The following is a 19,636-nucleotide window of genomic DNA, read 5'->3' as shown; positions in this document are numbered from 1 at the left end:
TCGGGTTTTAATTTAAATCAGGGATTAGGGTTATTTTTTTAAATGGTCATAGCCTTGCGGCAGGCGGGTGTAGCCATGGTTAACCAGGCGTTCGGCCAGTACATTGTAGTAACCGGCATCGGCTGGGAGGGCGGTGGCCAGTCCGTCAACATAGCGGTTGTAATAGCAAAACAGGGCCGCTATTAATACGGTATCATGAATTTCGACATCGGTAGCCCCGGCGGCTTTGGCGCGGTCAACAGCTTCAGTTGTTACATTTCGGCCGTTTTGCGCGGTTAGTTTGGCAATGGTAAGCAGGGCTTTCATTTTTTCGGTAACTGGAGCGGTTTCAATGTTTTCCTTTACCTTTTGCGCTGTTTCGGCTTCGCCAGCCAGCAGATCGGCGGCGGCGGTGTGCGCGGTAGTGCAAAAGGTACACTGATTATTGTGTGATACCACGGTGGCAATCAGCTCACGATCCGCTTCGGATAAGGTTGATGGGCAACGCAATAGAAATTGCGTAAGGTTCCGGATTGGTTGTGCCGGTTCTTTGGCATACTCCAATAAGCCGGTAATGCCCGGCAAATGGCTTTCAAGGGTAATATAAGGCATAAAATAATTAGTTGAATGTTTGTAGGTTGGGTAGAGGATGCACCTGTCCGGAGATTATTATTGCTATCGATACATAGTAATTATCATAGCCCTTGAGCCATGAATAAACTATCGGCAGAAATAAATAATAACACAGTAATAGAGTAATGCAACAGCTACCCGAAAAAATGAATTAAAACAGCGGGGAATTAGCAAACGGCCTTAGGCGGTTGCTCCGGGATATCCTGGTGAGCAGGAATTAACTGTTGAACCGGGTGAACAACAATTTGTTGAGTATATTTTATTGGACAACTAAACTCAAAGTGCACAAAAGCGAAATTGAGGTTATCCTGCATATTTATTTTACCAAAGGGTACGTGCTCTTTTTGCGGTACCGGATTCTCTTTTACATCCTTCGCATTAAGGATGTTTTTATCTGCCAGGCGGGTGGTTGCATAGTTAGGAGTGCACATTAAATAAATGGCATGCCTTGTTACGCGCATTTTTTGATAATTGTAGCTGTTGCTGCCAAACTGGATCTGGCCATGGATATTCTCGTAGTATTTCCAGTCGGTTATGCCGGGCATGTTAGCCGGGATAACTACCTCGGTAAGGTCATTTACATTGTAAAAGCCTTTGGCAGTTTGTTCGGTAAAGTGTTTATTGCTTTTGTAAACCAGGAATTGATGTAAAGCAACATGCCCGCACACATTAAGCAGGTGAATGCTAATCAACATCAGGGCAATGAGTTTTTTCAATTGGTTTACGAACAAAGGTTATTTAAAAATGCTGTTTATAAACGTAGTATCCAAATTTATTTAGAATTATTATGAGTAAAACATTGCCAGTTTTCTTTATCTGTTATCGATTGTAATTAAAAGTTTCAATAACCCTTTTTGTTGACTGGATTTTCGGCTTAAAGAATGTCCGGTTCGTGGTATGCAATGTCCGGCTCGCATAGTTACTGATAGGACTCGGGCCGAGATCAGGGTATCTTTGAGCATACAAAAAACAAAAACTGTTTAAATAAACAACACAATGGAAACTATTAAAAATTCAGCTACCGATAAGATCAAGGTAATCGAAAGTATCTCAGCTAATAAAATCGAAAAAGTATTATATACCGCTAAAGTTCGTACAGTTGGCGGCCGTGATGGCGGTTCGTCTGTTAGTAGTGATGGCCAGTTGGACATCAAACATTCAACTCCGGGAACTCCTAAACCAGGTACTAATCCCGAACAATTATTTGCTGCCGGCTGGTCAGCTTGTTTTGAAGGCGCTATCGGAATAGCTGCTGCTAAAAAAAGGATTGCACTTCCTGCCGAACTGGCCATTGATGCCGAAGTGGATTTGGGGATCACTACCGGTGCTTACTTTCTGCAAGCCCGTTTAAACGTAAGTTTACCAGGCCTGGATGTGGAAGTTGCCAAGGCACTGCTTGAAGAAGCTCACCAAACATGTCCATATTCTAAATTAACTTATGGTAACATCAACGTTGAGATCAACCTGGTGTAAAGCCACGCCCCCCAGCCCCCTAAAGGGGGAGCTTTGAAAAGAAAAAGGCCTGCTCCAATTACTGGGGCAGGCCTTTTTTGCATTCTTAAAATCCAGACGTACGAAGTTTTTAAAACTTAGTACGTCTTCTCCGGCTTTGTTATTTCACTTTCAGATGATAACAAAACATTTAGGCCGGTCAAATATCTATGCTCTCGCCAATAGCCGGTAAAAATAGTTTCAATCCTGCCTCTTCAAATTGTTTGACAGCATCGGCTGTATCTATTTTAATAAAGCCAAAGGTGTCGTAGTGAACGCCTAAAACTTTGTCGGCCTTTACCAGCTTTGCTGCTTCAATGGCATCTTCAACACCCATGGTTAACACATCACCTATCGGGAAAACAGCGAAATCAAGATCAACCCACTTAGCCACCAATTCCATATCAAGGGTAAGGCCGGTATCGCCGCTGTAATAAAGATTACCGTCGTCGGTTTTTAAAGCGTAACCGCAGGCCACACCAGCATAGCTGCCATCCGGAAAGCTCGCCGAGTGCTGGGCAATGAACGATTTCGCAGTGCCAAAATCAAAGGTCACCTTACCGCCCGGGTTTAAAGGGTGCACATTTTTAACACCTTTCTTGCTGAAGTAGTCATATACTTCAAAAATGCCCACAACCATAGCCCCTGTGCGGTTTGCTATAGTTTCAACATCCAAAACATGATCATAATGACCGTGCGATACAAAAATGTAATCGGCTTTAATTTCGTCAATGTTAACGTCTTTAGCCAAATCGTTGCCTGTGATAAAGGGATCAAACAGGATGTGTTTACCCCCGGCAACCACCGAGAAACATGAGTGACCGTAATAGTTGATTTTCATGGTTTGCTTTTTTATGTTTAATGATGATTAGTTTAAAAGCAGAGTTAAAGTGCCTGTAACGGGCATTGGCAATAGTTTAAAATGATCATAGGTTGTACAGGTAAATTTACCTGTTACAGTATTTATTTTTGAGTATGGAAATGTCATCTTTTTAGGCAGGATGATATTTGTTGAAGGATAAGCATCTGCCTGGCCTAACGCTTTTTCAAAGCCGGAAGGAACGTTAGTTTCCTGTTGGGTTTGTTTAGCAACATTACTGACCGGTAATCTAAATTCAGGTGAGAGTTGGGCCGGATCAAAACGGCCAATTTTAGATGAAGAATTATGGCGTCCTGTTGGCAGGCTTATTTTAAAGGTCAGTGCTTGTTCGGTACAGTTTAATTCGTTTGCCTGGGCGTAAGCGCCAATACTGCAAAATGTGGTTATGACAATTAACAGTAGTTTTTTCATGATAGTATTATTTAAAACATAACTGGCCCGATAAAACGGGCCAGCAATGTTTATGGTGAATTTTGTTAACTATTTTCTGTCGGTTTTTTCTTCTTCCCCGGTACGCAGATCATTTCACAATCTTGCGGGTTACGCTCAAACGGTGCCCTTGTAAGAAATGATAATGAGAACAGCGATAGGAAGCCCATTAATAACCGGCCTTGTTTCAACTTGCTCATGGTTTTTGAATTTGTTATATTTTGGCTACAGCGTTGGTAGTTAATGTTGCTTTTGTTGCGGTTAAAACCTGACCGTTTGCTTTGTTCTGAATAAACCCTATCACTTCCCAACCTTGCGGAGTAAACTCTTTAGGTAAGTTGATGACGGCCTGACCTTTCTTCGCCTGGTTTAAGGCAACTGTTTTAAGATCACGAACTATCTGGGCATGGGATAAAGTTCTGCCTTCGTTTTCACCTTTGGCAACTTTACTGATGGCCGATTTTTGTACAATAGCTATCAGCAGATTTTGGTTATCAGTGTTGCCGGATAACTCATAATTTACAGTTAGCTTATCGCCGTTTTGTTGCGCCTGAAGGGTAGCCTGCGCGGTTTGGGCAGTTGCTAAAGCGCTGGAAATAGCTTCGCGAAGTACCGGCTCGTCAGAGCCTACCAATTCGGTTTTGCCGTTAACAACAACCTGCGGGGTATAAACCTGGGCGTTTAAATAAGAGCTGTATTCTCTCTGACGTTTTGAAAACATGGCATTGCTGAATACATCCTTCCAGCCAAGGTTATTCCAGTAGTCAACGTGGTAGGCCAGGATATAAACAGGTTCGTCTTGTGTTTCCTTTTGGATGCGGGCCAGTAATTCATCGGCAGGAGGACAGCTTGAACACCCTTCTGAAGTAAACAATTCAACTAAGGCAAAACCTTTTCCGGGAGTGGCGGTATTTACAGTTTTGACAGTATTTATTTTACGGCTGGCATAAGCGGCAGTAGCAAGTGCCAGTGCAACAGCACCGACACAAAAGCTAAAAATTTTTAACAATTTCATATCTTTTGATTTTTAATTTATATCAAAATTATGCCCTAAACAGCGATTTAAACAGCACAAAAAAGCCCAACCGGACATATCTAAAGCTCAGTTGGGCAATTATCGGGGTAAAGAAATTTGGTGCTTTACCTGTTTTCGAGCCAGCTTAAAAACACCGGCGCTTTTTCTTTGTTGATGAGTAATTTCTCTGGTGTTGGGATCACCAGTTTAACAAACAGCTTGCGCATAAAATAGTGCTCAACTTCTTTTATCGCGCTGAAGTTTACAATGTATTGCCTGTTGAGCCTGAAAAATTGATCCTGTGAAAGCTGACCGCTGATCTGGTCGAGTGACTGGTTAACAACGTATTCCTGCTGATCAAAAGTCATAATGGTCGACAGTTCGTTGCGGATATAAAAGAACGCGATATTATTGGTAAGTACCGTGATGTACTTGTTATTCTTAAATACCAGAAAGCTTTTTTTACCTGCCGGAGGCGTAACCTGCGATAGCAGGCTGGTAATATCCGGCTGTGAACCGCGCTGAAAGAAATTACGCAGCTCATCTACTTTTTTAAAGGCATCAGCTATATCTGTTTTCGAAAAAGGTTTCAACACATAATCAACACTGTTGGCTTTAAACGCTTCTAACGAGTATTCATCAAATGCGGTACAGAAAATAATAGGGCATGACACCTTTACCGATTTAAAGATCTCAAAGCACAAGCCATCCGAAAGCTGGATGTCCATAAAAATAAGATCAGGCTGCCTGTTTTCGGAAAGATAGGTAACCGAGCTTTCAACACTCTGCAATTTCACCAGGATCTTTGCATGGGGCCTTAACTCCAATATGATAGTTTCAAGCGAGCGTGCTGCCTTTAATTCGTCTTCAATTATGATAATGTTCATGTATAACAGGTAGTTTAACTTTGAATATTTTATCTTCAGATATAATTTCTATGTGTTTATCAAGCAGGTGATCATAACGCAGATTGATGTTTTTTAGTCCTACGCCTGTTGATGGTTCTTCAAAGCGTTTGGGTTTTATCTCGTTTTCTATAACGATGTTATCGCCCTCGATGTATAGCTTAATATGCAGGGGATGATCTAATGATACCACATTGTGCTTAATGCAGTTCTCTATCAATAATTGTAACGTGAAAGGGGGGATCAGCGTACCGCGATATTGCTCATCAATGCTGTTGGTGAAAATAAAACCATCCTCAAATCTGGCTTTCAGCAAAAAATTATAAGCTTCCACAATTTCCAGTTCTTCGGATAAATGGATGAGATCTAACTTGCGACTCTCCAGGGTAAAGCGATAAAAATTGGACAGTTTAAGGATAAAATCTACCGAATGTTTATCGGCTGTTTCAACCATGGCTTTCAGGGTATTGAGACTGTTAAACAGGAAGTGGGGGTTGATCTGCTGTTTAAGCAGCTCATACTGCGCACCAAGGTTATCTGCCTTAATGCGTTCCAGCTCAACGTTAACCTGCTGGTTTTGATAGTTTTGGTACAGCAGGTTTATAAGCATATAAAATACCAGGTTAATAAGTATGCCCCTTACTTCGATCATCAGCATCACCGGACCAAAATTCAGGTGCGTTAATATCAGTTGCTGTATGTATGCTAAGGCCAGCATCACCCCCATACCTATCACAAGCGTTGTAAGGAGTCGGGAATAAGAGATGCTTTTATTGAGTTGCTTATTACCCGATTGTTTTGGCAGCGTATAAATATTATAGTACCATACAAACAGCGAAAACGCAGCGGTAACGGCCGAGTTTACTGCCGCTTCGGCAGGCTTGAAATGACGTTCGGCTATCTGGGGCACAGAAGCCAGCAGACCGAGGACAATTGAACTGCTCCATATGATTCCGGGAGAAATTTTAAATGCTGTATCTTTCATTTATTGCAATATGTTTACGGAAATACGGACGGTTGCCGGACAAATATAAAGTTAATTCCGGCCTGTTAACTAAATCCGGTATTGTGATAGCACAAGCAGTATTAATCTTTAATCTGTTTTGACTAAACCCCTTAATTATTCCCTGTTACTGCTAAAATATGGCCCACCTGGCTATTGAAAAATAGGTTTATGGCGCAACCGGACATTTAGCTTCCTGAATTAGACAATTCGAATGCTTAATAATAAATATGTGCAAGCAAGCAAGCAAGATAATGCCGGTCCTTGATGTTTAGTGCTGATCAATGTGAGTTTCTAAATCAACCTAAAATAGCTTTGATCAAGATTTTTTACTTAAAATTGTACATTATTTCAGTTAACTGTTCCTTTAAAAGCAAGCCGCTCAACATTGGAGATTAAAGAACTTATAGATTCCATTCATTACAACAATGACGAATCTGCCTTTAATGAATTGTATAAGCTGCTGATCAATAACCTTAATCAGTTTGCCTGGTCGTTTTTGGGCGATAAGGAGGCTTGTGAGGAGATCATCAATGACCTTTTTGTAAATATCTGGACGAGCCGCCACAAGCTCAACAAAATCTCGAACCCGAAAGTATACTTTTATGTGGCGATAAAAAATGCCTGTCTCAACCATATCCGGAGCAATACCTCAAAAAGGAACCGCGATGCCCAGCTTGCCGAAACCTACTATTTTCATTTATCGGTTGATCCGGCGCAATTGCTCATCAGTAAGGAGCTGGAAGGCGGGGTATTAAAAGCGGTAAATAGTTTACCCCCGCGTTGCAAGCTCATCTTTAAAATGGTTAAGGAAGATGAACTATCCTGCAATGAGGTGGCCGATATTCTTGGCCTATCAAACAAAACGGTATTTGCGCAGCTTGCTATTGCTTTGAAGAAATTGGATGAGGCGCTTGGGAGTGCATAAAAGATAAAATGTCATCGGTATGAGGACCGACGAAGCAATCGCACGGCTATACAGGGCAATTATGTTTCGTGCGATTGCTTCGTTCCTCGCGAGATTTTATAATTATCAATTACGGTATCAATCTCGGTTCTTCCGACAATGCATTTAAATTCTTTGGAGCATCATTCTGACCGAAGGCTTTTTACCGGGTTGGTCAATGCTGCTTTGATGCTGTGATAACTAACGGTGAGCAAAGTAATGAGCACTGCACCTGCGCCGGTTAGTACGAATACCCACCAGGAGAGCCCTGTACGATAGGTGTAATGTTGCAGCCATTGGTGCATGAAATACCAAGAAACAGGGATGGCAATGAGCAATGCGATACCTACAAGGATGACAAAGTCCCTGGATAAGGAACCCCAGATGCTCGTCACCGATGCGCCCAGCACTTTTCGTATCCCGATCTCTTTGATTCGCTGTTCTGCTACAAAAGATGCCACTCCGAATAGTCCAAGACAAGATATGAAGATAGCGAGTACGGCGAATACGGAAGCCAGCTTTCCTGTACGTTCTTCAGCTATGAACTTTTCCGCATAATCACTATCCGCGAACTTGTAATTGAAAGGAGCTTCGGGCGCGAATTTTTTGAAAACGGCTTCGATCCTGGTGAGTGCTCCGGCAACGGGCATGCCTGTCTTAAGTTTCAAATTGACCACATTAAATGACCGCTGCTTGTCATCCATTAAAAACACCACCGGCGTAATAGGATCAAAAGGCGAGGTCATTACCATGTCCTTTACAACGCCCAGTACTTTCCAGTCTTTCCCGTGCCATTTAATGGTTTCGTTCAATGGATCTTTCAAGCCCATCTGTTTGATAGCCGCTTCATTAAATAAAAAGCCTGATGAATCACTCAAAAACTGGTTGGAGAAATTCCTGCCTTCTTTCATTTTCCAGCCCACAACGCTGCCAAAATCAGGATCCACCAGCACTGTGCCGAATATCTCCTGGCGGTTAGGGTCTTTGCCCTTCCAGTTTAGGTTATCTGCCGATGACCAAACGCCGGTCGCGGGATTGGATGAAGCCGATACACCGGAAACCGCACCGGTTCTCAGCAGTTCCTCACGGAAAGCACGGTATCCCTTGATAGCGTTGAAGGGGATAGATACGAGGTTGTTCCGGTTATAACCTACCGGCCTGTCTTTTGCAAACTCAATTTGCTTGAAAACAACGATGGTACCTATGATAATGGTGACCGAAACAGCGAATTGGATGATCACCAGTATTTTACGGGGTATAGCAGCCGCAGGGCCTGCTTTGAATGTACCCTTTAGTACTTTAACGGCATTAAAGGATGATAAATAGATAGCCGGGTAACTGCCAGCAATCAGCGCGGTAAAAAGGCAAAAACAAAAGCATATCAACCAAACCAGCGGATCAGTCCAGATCAGGTGTAGTTGTTTACCCGAAATGTTGTTAAAAAGGGGCAAGGTCAGCCATGCCAGCAATACAGCGATCAGGAACGACAGGGCAACGATCAAAAATGATTCACTTAGGAATTGAGCGACCAACTGGCCGCGCAATGAACCAATGGCTTTGCGTATCCCCACTTCTTTGGCGCGCTTTTCACTCCGGGCTGTGCTCAGGTTCATAAAGTTGATGCAGGCCAGCAAAAGCACGAACAGGCCTATGATGCCGAAAAGCCACACGAACTGCAGCCGCCCTGCAATGGCAACGCCGTTTTTGAATTCATACAGATGCCATTGTCGCATGGGGAACAGGAAGAGCGCGGGTTTTGCTGCATCTTTTGAGTGGTCATACACAATATTTTGAATTTTGCGTGAAAGCCTGTGCAGGTTGCTGCCCTGGTTTAATAAGGCATATACCTGGAATGAACTGCTATACCAGTTATTCATATCACGGCCATTTGGAAACAGGAGATTGACAGGCGCTATGAAATTCACATCGCTGAATTGTGTATTTCGGGGCAGGTCCCGGTATACACCTGTTACCTGTACCAGGTAAGTATCATTGAGCTTAATGGTTTTATTGATCGGGTCGGTTTGACCAAATATGGCTTGTGCCATTGATTCATTGATCAATATTGATCCGGGTGTTTTAAAGGATGCTTTCGATCCCCTGATCATATTCAGGGTGATGATATCTGTAATAGCAGTTTCAGCATAACAACCCATCCTTGAAAAGGCATGGTTGTTATAACTAATGTTTTGTTCGGAAGTAATGGTCGAAGCCACTTGTTTAAATTCGTCGCCGTATTGCCCACGTAGTTCTGCCGATACCGGCAGGGGCAGCGAGGAATAGGTGAAAAGGGTGCCGCCGGCATTTGCATTGGCCAAAACCTGTACGGTGCGGTCATAATTTGTATTGGATTTATCGAACGACAGTTCATCCCATATCCATAAGCCAATCAGCATAGCCACAGCCATACCCACGGCCAGGCCACTAATATTGATGAACGAAGAGGCTTTGTTCCTGGTCGTATTTCGCCAGGCGATCTTTAAATAATTTTTAAACATATGATTGCGGTTTACCTGGTTCGAAATTACCGCTGCGGGCCGGTAACCATATGTCAAATTATAAGATGGCAGTTGTTTTTTATATTCCGCGGGCGTTTTCCCCATCAGTTGTTTGAATGCACGGTGAAAGGTGCTGGGAGAGTTAAAGCCGGAATCATAAGCGATGCCCTGCAGGGTGAGGTGATCAAAAGCGGGGTCACACATTTTTTTGGCGACATCGGCTACGCGGTATTCATTGACAAAATCATTAAAGCTTTTTTTAAGCGCGGTATTGAGGATCCGGGACAATTCGTGGGTTGTTAGTCCGAGCTTTTCGGCCAGCGAGGTCAAACTGAGTTCGGGGTCTTTATAATAACCACGGTCTTTTACTGTTCTTTTAAGCCAGCCGGCTTTATGTTTAAACTCATCCGGCGCGGGTAACTTCAAAAAATAAGGTTCATCTGAGGGCAAGTTGATTTCGGGCTTTAAGATCACTGCTCCGGCCGTCCCTATAGCGAAGGCTGCTAAAAGGAGATACAAAGGATGAAATAAGAGCGTTGATGGGCTATTGTGGTATACGTAAGCGATGATATAAAAAGGTATCCACAATAGCCATAAAAAGGTAAAACCAGTCAATAAATTGATCAGCCACTTGAATTTCAACCGGTAACGATCGCTCCTGTTAAAATTCAGCTTTCTGGAAAAGCATTTAACCAACCTTTGTGCGGCATGCAGATAGCCGCAAACCGAAATAAATCCCAATAGTTGAAATGCTGTTGTCAGCCCCGGTAGTTTTGATGTAACGTAAATCGCAGCACCAGATTCCACAAGCAAGGGGCTGAAATGCAGCAGGTCGTTAAACCGGAATTTATAATGCGGCTTTGTGATGCTCAATACATAAAAATAGATAAGCGGACCTACGGCCAGCGAAAATTGCGGAAGTTGCAGGCTCCAGTGAGGTAAAGTGGTTTCCATATAAATGTCAGTGCCTAAAGCACGGATCATATTCAGGACGGTAACAATCAAGATCAGGCAAAGAATCCGGTTTGCGGCCTTGTTGCCTTTTTAGGCAAGTAACAGCATAAGGCTGAAAGCAAGACCGACGGATATCGTTCCCAGGAAAGCCAGGTCATAAAGATCGATATGGAAAGTATATGCTTTCAAGTCATGTAATTAAATCAATCCTTGTTCCAAGATTTCAACTAATTGATAAGCAGGTGGATATATAATAATGATTAAATATACTGTAACAGATCCGAACATGGATATGTCCGTTTTTGAATGTTGAAAAAAGCTTTCAGAACGGCAATTGCGTAAAATCTTCCTATGTGAAAAGTGTAAACTTAGCTTGTGTTATTGACATAATACCCTCACTCAAAAAAATATTTTAATTTCTTTTAGGAAAAACCAGGAGGAGCTGTGTCCTTAAGCCAGAATACCAATTACTATGAGCAAATCCAGGTTTATTGAGTTAATGGCTAAAAGTATGGGCGAATGTGCCAGTGTAGAGGAGTTGGCCGAACTCGACATATTTCTTGAACAATTTCCCGATTATAAAAAAACGTACGAGGTTACTAATGCTTTAAAAGGAAACGGTGCGCAACCGGTTGAAGCGAAGCCTGAAGATATTAACGGAAACCTGGAAGAGATCTGGAACCGGATCAAAAGCTCGAACGAAAATACGGAGGTTGATACTAAGGTGAGGCCAATGTTCAGGTGGCAATGGGTTGCCGCTGCCATATTGGTGTTTGTTGCTGTGGGTGCTTTGTTTTACAAAAGAATGGAGCAACAAGACAGCCTGGCTGCAGAAAATGTATTATATGAAATTCATGTGCCCTATGGTAAAACTCAAAAACTGAAGCTACCCGATGGTACGCAGGTTACATTAAATGCAGGCAGTACTTTTTCATACCCGGAAGCTTTTGACAAAAACACCCGTGATGTAAGCCTTACCGGTGAAGGTTTTTTTGAAGTTACCAAAAATGCGAAGAAACCTTTTCTGGTACATACGGCGAAGCTTGTTGTAAAGGTATTGGGAACGGTTTTTAACGTAAAAGCTTACAATAATGATAAAACTGTTGAAACCACTTTGTTAAAGGGTAAGGTACAGGTTGAATTGAAGAACAATCCGGAAAAAAAGATCATCCTGTTGCCTAACGAAAAACTGATAGTTGTTAATAATCGCGAGCCCAAAAGTGTAAAACCTAAAGAGAGCAAAATAGAATACCAGGTAACCGAATTACCTGATGTTAAACCCGAGGAAATAAAGGAAACAGCTTGGGTTGATAACCGGATCCTGTTCACGAATGAAGTGTTTGAGGATGTGGCCGCGCAAATTGAGCGCAAATACAACGTGCAAGTTGTGTTTGAAGATCAGAAGCTGCGTACCGAACAGATAAGCGGTTTGCTTGATAAAGAGTCGTTACAAGCGGCTTTGGGCATTATTGAAATGACCACGCCGTTCAAATTCAGGGTGGATGGACAAACGGTTTACCTGTCGAAAAAAGATAAATAAAAACAAATAAACTAACCACTTAATTAACAGCTTATGGTATTGAAAACTTACTTATCAGATTCCTGAAAATCCAAAACAAACAAGGGAAGAGCTGGCACTCCTCCCTGCAAACAAATAGGATTTTATTAACGGAGTAAGCCATTGCAAAACAGCGCTTACTCCATCCATTTATTTTCAAAACAAATGTAATGAAAAAAACAAGAAGGGTGTTTTCGCTTCAGGGTGCACCCGTATGTCTCAAAGTTATTTTGCTGATGAAAGCAGTATTTTTTTTGGTTCTGGCTACCTGTGTACAAGTTTCTGCGAAAGTGTATTCACAGCAGAAATTTACACTTAGCTTAAAGCAGGCTGAGGTAAGTAGTATTCTTACCAAAATTCAAAAACAAAGCGATTACCGTTTCTTTTACAACTATGCTTCCATCAAAAAACTGGGCAAGGTTGATCTTGATGTGAAAGATGCAACAATTGATGAACTGCTTGCGGCTATTATCGATGATAAGCTCTCCTACAAAATGAATGATGATCATGTAGTGATCATTGCAAACCAGGAGGATGCCAAAAGTTTAGCCCTTGTAAAGGGAAAGGTTGTTGACGCCAAAGGCGAACCGCTTATTGGTGTGAACATCCGGTTACAAGGTACAAACCAAGGTACAACTACCGATATAAATGGTAATTTCAGCATTGATGCACCGGTTAATGGAGTATTGGAAATATCTTATATCGGGTACGAGAAAAAGGTGGTTACCATAACCGGAAGCCAAACTTTAAACATAACATTGGTTCCTTTGCCATCTGCGTTAACAGAAGTAGTGGTAGTAGGTTACGGTACCACTAAAAAAATAGATGTTACCGGTTCCGTAGCAAGTGTAAAGGGCAGTGATATTCAAAACCTACCAGTAGCATCGGCAACCCAGGCGTTGGATGGCCGCGCAGCCGGTGTTAACATTGTACGTAATGATGGCTCGCCGGGCGCCGCGTCAAGTATCCGTATCCGCGGTACGGGTACGCTTAATAATGCCAACCCGCTTGTTGTTATTGACGGTATACCTACCAGCGACCCTGACGCCCTGAGCGATGTCAACCCCAACGATATTGCTTCGGTTGATATATTGAAAGATGCATCGGCAGCTGCGATATACGGTACACGTGCAGCCAATGGCGTTGTATTGGTAACCACTAAAAAGGGTAGTTATAATCAAAAACTGTCTACCAATGTCAACTTTTACAATGGTTTCTCTAATACAACCAAGTACCTTAAATTGTTGACTGCCCCGGATCTTTATACATTAAAAAGAGAACGCTATACTAATGATGGTGTCGCAATCGATGCGCCGTGGAATAACAGCTATTACGCCACTCAAAGAACCGACTGGCAGCGGGCTATCATGAAAACAGGCCACGTAATTAATGGCGATATTAACCTGCAGGGCGGCAATGAGGTATCTAACTATTATTGGTCTACCTCGGCTTATAATGAAGATGGTATAATTGATAAAACCAATTTTAAGCGCTTCAGCACCAGGTTTAGTTCGGAGCACAAGGTAACCGAATGGTTGAAATTGGGCGAAAATATCCAGTTAAGCTACGCCAATAATGTTGGGTTTGATAACAATAACTCGCAAACAGGTTTGATCTTCTCGGCTTTGCGCTTTAATCCGGCAATTCCTTTGGTTAATCCGGATGGATCATACGGTACATCAAAAGCTTTCGCTAATCAGTTAGGTGATATCAACAGTCCTTATGCTACCATCCAGGAGGCCGACAGGTTTAATAAAAAATACCGGGCGCTGGCCAGTGCTTTCGCCGAAATTACTTTTTTAAAAGAGTTAAAGCTCCGCGTAAACTATGCTTATGATGGTACTTTAAACCGTACTTATAACTTCAGCATAGCTGATGTTAACCAGGCCAGGCAAAATACAACTTCGCAATTAACCCAAACCGAAGGTGAACTATCATCACAGTTGTTAGAATCGTTCCTTACCTATGATAAGGTGTTTGGCAAAAGTCATATAACCTTTACAGGAGGATATTCATATCAAAACTTCAAAACTTATGGTTTTAGCGCCTGGAGGATAGGATACGATGACACTTCGGTAGATCAGCGTGTGCTTGCTACAGGTAACAGCCAGTTCAACACAAGTGCACGGATAGAGCCGTCATCGCTGCAATCGGGCTTTGGGAGGTTGTTTTATGATTATGATGGCCGCTTCCTGGCCACGGTAACGTTCCGTGCGGATGGGTCATCCAATTTTGCTCCGTCAAAAAGGTGGGGTTATTTCCCGGCATTCTCTTTAGGCTGGAGGTTATCTAACGAGCAGTTTATCAAAAACCTAACCTGGATAAGTAACCTGAAATTATCTGGCGGTTATGGCGAGTTGGGTAATCAGAACATAGGCCCGTTTCAATATAACAGCCTAATAAGACTGGGTAGCACTTATGAAAACAATGGTTATACTTTTGGTGGTGTTGGTTATACAGGTGCGGCTGTTGCCACGCTTGCCAATACTGTCATAGCCTGGGAGCGTACAGCTATGACCAATATCAGTTTAGATGCAGGCTTTTTAAACAACCAGTTAACCACAACATTAACCTGGTTTAATAAAAACACTAAAGATATGCTTTTAGCACCTCCGGTTGTAGGTACGGCTGGTTCGGTAGGTATTCCTTTTCAAAACATAGGTACCATGAATAACCGTGGTGTGGAGGTTGAATTAAATTACCATGGCGGCGACAAGGTAAAATATTCGGTTGGTGCTAATGCCTCATTCATTAAAAACAAGGTAACCAAGCTTAATGGCGAGGGCACGTTTGTGGGCTCAACTGTTTACGGCCGCTCGAGCCAGGAAATTTCACGTACCTATCAAGGGCAGCCAATCGCTTCGTTTTATGGATGGAAAACCAATGGTTTATACCAAACACAGGCCGACATTGATAACGATCCGGCGCTTAAAAATGACTCGCGTAAGGGCAATATCAGGCCTGGCGATGTTCGTTTCCTTGACCTGAACGGTGATGGCCAGATTGATGGTAACGATCGTACAAACCTGGGCAACCCCAACCCTAACGTTACCGCAGGTTTACAGGGTAGTGTATCATACAAAGGCTTTGATTTTTCTGCAAACTTTACCGGTGTATTTGGTGTAAGCCTTTACAATGCCGATAGAATGCAGGGTATTGATCCAACCTATCCGTTTAACCTGTATGCCGAAACCCTTGGCCGTTGGACAGGTCAGGGTACAAGCAATACTATCCCCCGGTTATCGCTTGATCGTGCTAATGACAACTACCGCACATCCGACATGTTTGTTGAAAGCGGAAGCTATGTAAGTCTTAAAAATGCCACTTTAGGTTACACTCTTCCTACAAGCTGGACAAAAAAGGCTACTTTAAAAAGCGTAAGGCTATATGCATCTGGTCAAAACCTGTTTTTTATAACCGGCTATAAGGGCTACACGCCTGAGCTGGGTTATACCAACGGCAATTTGCAAAGAGGGGTTGACGTAGCTCAATATCCATCTGTAAGGACAATAACATTTGGTGTAACATTTAAATTATAACATCATGAAATCGAACAAAATATTATATACGCTTGTATCACTTGCCCTGATGGGTAGCGGCTGTAAAAAGGCGCTTGATTTAAAGCAACAAGGTGTTTACAGCTCTGGCAATTATTTTCGTAATGAGGTTGATGCTGTTAACGCCATAACCGGCATCTACAGTATTTTACCGGAAGAGGATTACATAGGCCATGCCGAATCAACATTTGATACCCCATCTGACGATTACTGGCGCTCGGGTGACCACGGAGAGGATGAAGGCATCGAAAACCTTACCTACGATGCTTCAAACGCGGCTATCAGGTATCCCTGGAAATGGAGATATGAGGAAATTAACAGGGCTACTAACTGTATCATCAATATCCCTAAAATTACTGCCATATCTGCCGATGTTAAAAACCGCAGTATGGGCGAGGCTTATTTTTTAAGGGCTTTCGGTTACTGGCGTTTGATGATCATCCAGGGTGAGGTGCCTATTATTACTGAAGCTGATTACACATCTCTGAATTTCAACGTCGCAAAATCGCCGATTGAAGAAGTCCGCAAACAAATTGAAACTGATTTATTGAAAGCGGTTGACCTGTTACCAGAAAGCTATGGCGCCGCCGATCGTGGCCGCGTAAGCAAGGGAACAGCATTGGGTTTATTAACCAAGCTTTACATGTACTGGGAAAAGCTTCCTGAGGCAATTGCAACCGGTCAAAAAGTGATTTCCAATTCGCATTATGCTTTGGCTGCTAATTATGCTGATAATTTTACCCGTGCAAATGAAACCAGTACCGAATTACTTTTCTCTATTCAGGCGGTACAAAACGTTGTTCAAAACGACTTTACAGTATACTACATTCCGCGCCCATGGGGTGGTTATGGCTTTAGCCAACCATTACAGGGACTTGCCAATGAGTTTGAAGCAGGTGATCCGCGTAAAGCTGCAACCCTGTTAAGTGTAGGGGATAAAGTGGATTTAGGCGATGGCAATGGCTTAACAACCTTTACGGCTGACCTTTCGGCTACGGGTTTTGCTTTTAAAAAGTACGCTGTATTTAATACTGCAGCTGCCGGTGGTGGTGTTGATCACAGTTTTGCAGTGCCTTTAATGCGATCTGCCGATATTTACTTGTTAGTAGCCGAAGCTTTGATCCGTACGCAAGGCGCGGGTGCAGGTGATGCTTTGATTAACCAGATCAGGCACCGTGCATCAGCCGCATTAAAACCGGTTTCGGGGGCGGGGATGAAAGAACTGATCCACGAGCGCCGTGTTGAGCTGGCCGGTGAAGACCAACGCCACCAGGATTTGATGCGCTGGGACAAAAAGAACATTGTCGATATCGCGGCTATTTATAACCTCGCTGTTTCTAAAGCCCCGCTTGATCAAAACAAGACGGTAACTTTTGTTCGCCCTAAAAACTATTACTTCCCGATTCCGCAGGTGGAAATTGATAAGAGTAAAGGTGTATTAATACAGAACCCTAATTTCAAATAATAATAACCACATACCGGTAGCAGGGGCAAGCCTCCTGTTGCCGGTATTTTTTTTTAAGGCATTATTTAATGCCGCTATTTAATAATGTATTGAATGAGAAAGTGTTTACTTGTTTTAGCTGTTATTATTGCATTTGGCTTTAAAGCCGGTGCCCAGGTTGATCAGAAAGCCGCTTATGATTTTATTGAAAGGGTGATTCCCGGCAAAAGCAATCTATTTACTGTTGAAGCTATCCCACAGCAAAACGGCAAGGATGCATTTGAGTTGGAAAGTCGTAACGGCAAAATAGTACTCAGGGGCAACAACGGCCTGTCAATAGCATCGGCATTAAACTACTATCTTAAAACTTACTGTTTTTGCGATATCGGCTGGAATGGCACTAACCTCAATTTGCCGGCAACCCTGCCTGCTGTTAAAGGTCTCATCCATAAAACCACGCCTTACCAATATCGCTACTATTTAAACTACTGTACATTTAATTATACCATGGCCTGGTGGGACTGGGACCGCTGGCAAAAAGAAATTGACTGGATGGCCCTGAACGGTATTAACCTGCCGCTGGCTATAACCGGCGAAGAAGCCGTTTGGCAAACCGTTTACAAAGACATGGGCTTTACCGATAAACAACTGGATGAGTTTTTTAGCGGCCCGGCTTATTTTTCATGGTTTTGGATGGGGAACATTGATGCCTGGGGTGGTCCGCTGCCGCAGCATTGGATGGACTCGCACAAAGCATTACAAAAAAAGATTTTAGAGCGTGAGCGCTCATTTGGGATGACACCTGTTTTGTCGTCATTTACAGGCCACGTGCCGCCATCATTTAAAGATAAGTTCCCTGGTGCTAAGGTTAAAAGAACCAACTGGGATGCCGGGTTTCCCGATGTTTTTATACTTGACCCCGACGATCCGATGTTTGAAACCATCGGCAAAAAATATATAGAAGCACAGACAAAAGAGTTTGGCACCGATCACCTGTACTCTGCCGATACTTTTAATGAAAACGTGCCGCCAACCAACGATTCAACGTATTTGGATGGCATGAGTAAAAAAGTATTCAACTCCATGGCCGCTGCCGATCCAAAAGCTATTTGGGTAATGCAGGGCTGGATGTTCCATTACAATAATAAATTTTGGCAACCGCAGCAAATCAAGGCCCTGCTTAACGCTGTGCCCAATGAACAAATGATAGTGCTTGATTTGTACAGCGATGCACACCCGGTTTGGAACCGTACCGAAGCTTACTACGGCAAACCATGGATCTGGAGTATGCTGCAAAATTTTGGCGGCAACATCAGCCTGTTTGGCCGCATGCGCCACGTAGCTGCCGATCCCGCCATTGCCCTGCATGATCCCGAATCAAAAAATATGCGCGGTATTGGTGTTACCCCCGAAGGCATTGAACAAAACCCGGCGCTGTTTGCCCTGATGCTGGAGAACGTTTGGCGCGATACCCCGATTGATGCCGATACCTGGGTTGCTAACTATGCACAGCGCCGTTACGGACAGGTTAATACGCAAGCAAGCGAAGCATGGCACGTCCTGTTAAATTCGGTTTATTCGGGTGGCTTAACAGAAGGTGGCCCGGAATCAATTATTGTAGCAAGGCCAACGTTTAAAAAATACATCGACAGGGTATTAACTAAGTTAGATTATAACCCGATGCAACTGGTTAAAGCCTGGAGCCTGCTCATAAATGCTGCCGACAGCCTGAAACAAAGCGATGGCTTTCAGTATGACCTTGTTGATGTAACCCGGCAGGTATTGGCAAACTATGCGAGTCCGCTGCAACAGAAAATGGCACAGGCCTATCAAAATAAAGATCAGCAGCAGTTTAAATTATACAGCAGTCAGTTCCTCGAACTAATGGATGATATGGATGCCCTGCTAACCACTCGGAAAGATTTCCTGTTAGGCAAATGGATCAACGAGGCAAGAGCTAACGGCATAACCGACAAAGAGAAAAACCTGTACGAATTTAACGCACGCGACCTGGTTACCCTTTGGGGCGATAAGGAAAGCGGTTTAAGGGAATACTCCAACCGCCAATGGGCTGGTTTAATAAAAGGTTATTATAAACAACGCTGGGGAATGTTTTTTAGCCAATTGGATAAGTCGTTGTCGACTAAGATCGATTTTAATGCTGATGCTTTTGACAAGCAGGTGAAAGACTGGGAATGGCAGTGGGTAAACAAGCATGATAACGCCTACACCGATGCAGCTAAAGGTGATGCCGTTGAAAAATCAAAGCAATTGTTTGTGAAGTATAGTGCGGTGATTTTAGGGACTCGCTAAGAAACTTAATTAAAATGTCATTGCGAGGAAC

At 43.0% G+C, this 19,636-nt stretch carries 15 protein-coding genes; 6 read left to right on the top strand and 9 right to left on the bottom strand.

What is annotated here, in order from left to right:
* Positions 1–30 precede the first annotated feature (30 nt).
* Positions 31–591, bottom strand: coding sequence for a carboxymuconolactone decarboxylase family protein (locus AC1DUD_RS06505; RefSeq protein ID WP_477372782.1), 561 nt, complete (start codon positions 589–591; stop codon positions 31–33).
* A gap of 188 nt (positions 592–779) precedes the next feature.
* On the bottom strand, positions 780–1,328 hold the full coding sequence (locus tag AC1DUD_RS06500) for a hypothetical protein (protein WP_477372780.1): 549 nt from the start codon (positions 1,326–1,328) through the stop codon (positions 780–782).
* Between the two features lie 280 nt (positions 1,329–1,608).
* Here AC1DUD_RS06500 and AC1DUD_RS06495 point away from each other — a divergent pair, with 280 nt between their 5' ends.
* The gene (locus tag AC1DUD_RS06495; RefSeq protein ID WP_477372778.1) at positions 1,609–2,085 is read left to right on the top strand and encodes an organic hydroperoxide resistance protein; all 477 of its coding nucleotides are present in this window, start codon (positions 1,609–1,611) and stop codon (positions 2,083–2,085) included.
* 178 nt (positions 2,086–2,263) lie between these two features.
* On the opposite strand, the gene AC1DUD_RS06490 is transcribed toward AC1DUD_RS06495, so the two are convergent.
* The 6 genes from AC1DUD_RS06490 to AC1DUD_RS06465 form a co-directional block, all read right to left on the bottom strand.
* Positions 2,264–2,944 carry a metal-dependent hydrolase gene (locus AC1DUD_RS06490; RefSeq protein WP_477372776.1) on the bottom strand — a complete coding sequence of 227 codons (681 nt, stop codon included), beginning with the start codon at positions 2,942–2,944 and terminating at the stop codon, positions 2,264–2,266.
* A gap of 27 nt (positions 2,945–2,971) precedes the next feature.
* Positions 2,972–3,394 carry a hypothetical protein gene (locus AC1DUD_RS06485; protein ID WP_477372774.1) on the bottom strand — a complete coding sequence of 141 codons (423 nt, stop codon included), beginning with the start codon at positions 3,392–3,394 and terminating at the stop codon, positions 2,972–2,974.
* A gap of 65 nt (positions 3,395–3,459) precedes the next feature.
* The gene (locus tag AC1DUD_RS06480; protein WP_477372772.1) at positions 3,460–3,612 is read right to left on the bottom strand and encodes a hypothetical protein; all 153 of its coding nucleotides are present in this window, start codon (positions 3,610–3,612) and stop codon (positions 3,460–3,462) included.
* Positions 3,613–3,626: 14 nt separating this feature from the next.
* Positions 3,627–4,427, bottom strand: coding sequence for a DUF1223 domain-containing protein (locus AC1DUD_RS06475; RefSeq protein WP_477372770.1), 801 nt, complete (start codon positions 4,425–4,427; stop codon positions 3,627–3,629).
* A gap of 125 nt (positions 4,428–4,552) precedes the next feature.
* Positions 4,553–5,314 (bottom strand): LytR/AlgR family response regulator transcription factor, encoded by a 762-nt coding sequence (locus AC1DUD_RS06470; RefSeq protein ID WP_121230140.1) that lies wholly within the window; start codon positions 5,312–5,314, stop codon positions 4,553–4,555.
* The gene (locus AC1DUD_RS06465; protein WP_477372768.1) at positions 5,295–6,317 is read right to left on the bottom strand and encodes a sensor histidine kinase; all 1,023 of its coding nucleotides are present in this window, start codon (positions 6,315–6,317) and stop codon (positions 5,295–5,297) included. The genes AC1DUD_RS06470 and AC1DUD_RS06465 overlap by 20 nt, the downstream gene beginning before the upstream one ends.
* A gap of 406 nt (positions 6,318–6,723) precedes the next feature.
* Here AC1DUD_RS06465 and AC1DUD_RS06460 point away from each other — a divergent pair, with 406 nt between their 5' ends.
* Positions 6,724–7,263 (top strand): RNA polymerase sigma-70 factor, encoded by a 540-nt coding sequence (locus tag AC1DUD_RS06460; RefSeq protein ID WP_477372766.1) that lies wholly within the window; start codon positions 6,724–6,726, stop codon positions 7,261–7,263.
* Positions 7,264–7,424: 161 nt separating this feature from the next.
* On the opposite strand, the gene AC1DUD_RS06455 is transcribed toward AC1DUD_RS06460, so the two are convergent.
* Entirely contained in the window at positions 7,425–10,763 is a 3,339-nt protein-coding gene (locus AC1DUD_RS06455) for an ABC transporter permease (protein ID WP_477372764.1), read from the bottom strand.
* Between the two features lie 442 nt (positions 10,764–11,205).
* On the opposite strand from AC1DUD_RS06455, the gene AC1DUD_RS06450 reads away from it, so the two are divergent.
* The 4 genes from AC1DUD_RS06450 to AC1DUD_RS06435 all read left to right on the top strand — a co-directional run bounded on the left by AC1DUD_RS06450 (position 11,206) and on the right by AC1DUD_RS06435 (position 19,605).
* Positions 11,206–12,273, top strand: coding sequence for a FecR family protein (locus AC1DUD_RS06450; protein ID WP_477372762.1), 1,068 nt, complete (start codon positions 11,206–11,208; stop codon positions 12,271–12,273).
* A gap of 188 nt (positions 12,274–12,461) precedes the next feature.
* The gene (locus AC1DUD_RS06445) at positions 12,462–15,830 is read left to right on the top strand and encodes a TonB-dependent receptor (RefSeq protein WP_477372760.1); all 3,369 of its coding nucleotides are present in this window, start codon (positions 12,462–12,464) and stop codon (positions 15,828–15,830) included.
* 4 nt (positions 15,831–15,834) lie between these two features.
* A complete protein-coding gene (locus AC1DUD_RS06440; protein ID WP_477372758.1) occupies positions 15,835–17,313 on the top strand; it encodes a RagB/SusD family nutrient uptake outer membrane protein in 1,479 nt (492 codons plus the stop codon).
* A gap of 93 nt (positions 17,314–17,406) precedes the next feature.
* A complete protein-coding gene (locus AC1DUD_RS06435) occupies positions 17,407–19,605 on the top strand; it encodes an alpha-N-acetylglucosaminidase (protein WP_477372755.1) in 2,199 nt (732 codons plus the stop codon).
* The last annotated feature ends 31 nt before the right edge of the window (positions 19,606–19,636 follow it).

The sequence above is a fragment of the Mucilaginibacter sp. P4_A11 genome, assembly GCF_056402535.1.
Note: the sequence above shows the minus strand (reverse complement) of the source record. Positions and strands in the feature narration are given on the sequence as shown.

Coding starts and splice junctions, on each gene's coding strand:
- AC1DUD_RS06455 (WP_477372764.1), bottom strand. CDS start 10,763: ATGATCCGTGCTTTAGGCACTGACATTTATATGGAAACCACTTTACCT.
- AC1DUD_RS06440 (WP_477372758.1), top strand. CDS start 15,835: ATGAAATCGAACAAAATATTATATACGCTTGTATCACTTGCCCTGATG.
- AC1DUD_RS06475 (WP_477372770.1), bottom strand. CDS start 4,427: ATGAAATTGTTAAAAATTTTTAGCTTTTGTGTCGGTGCTGTTGCACTG.
- AC1DUD_RS06465 (WP_477372768.1), bottom strand. CDS start 6,317: ATGAAAGATACAGCATTTAAAATTTCTCCCGGAATCATATGGAGCAGT.
- AC1DUD_RS06435 (WP_477372755.1), top strand. CDS start 17,407: ATGAGAAAGTGTTTACTTGTTTTAGCTGTTATTATTGCATTTGGCTTT.
- AC1DUD_RS06495 (WP_477372778.1), top strand. CDS start 1,609: ATGGAAACTATTAAAAATTCAGCTACCGATAAGATCAAGGTAATCGAA.
- AC1DUD_RS06470 (WP_121230140.1), bottom strand. CDS start 5,314: ATGAACATTATCATAATTGAAGACGAATTAAAGGCAGCACGCTCGCTT.
- AC1DUD_RS06485 (WP_477372774.1), bottom strand. CDS start 3,394: ATGAAAAAACTACTGTTAATTGTCATAACCACATTTTGCAGTATTGGC.
- AC1DUD_RS06490 (WP_477372776.1), bottom strand. CDS start 2,944: ATGAAAATCAACTATTACGGTCACTCATGTTTCTCGGTGGTTGCCGGG.
- AC1DUD_RS06480 (WP_477372772.1), bottom strand. CDS start 3,612: ATGAGCAAGTTGAAACAAGGCCGGTTATTAATGGGCTTCCTATCGCTG.
- AC1DUD_RS06445 (WP_477372760.1), top strand. CDS start 12,462: ATGAAAAAAACAAGAAGGGTGTTTTCGCTTCAGGGTGCACCCGTATGT.
- AC1DUD_RS06450 (WP_477372762.1), top strand. CDS start 11,206: ATGAGCAAATCCAGGTTTATTGAGTTAATGGCTAAAAGTATGGGCGAA.
- AC1DUD_RS06505 (WP_477372782.1), bottom strand. CDS start 591: ATGCCTTATATTACCCTTGAAAGCCATTTGCCGGGCATTACCGGCTTA.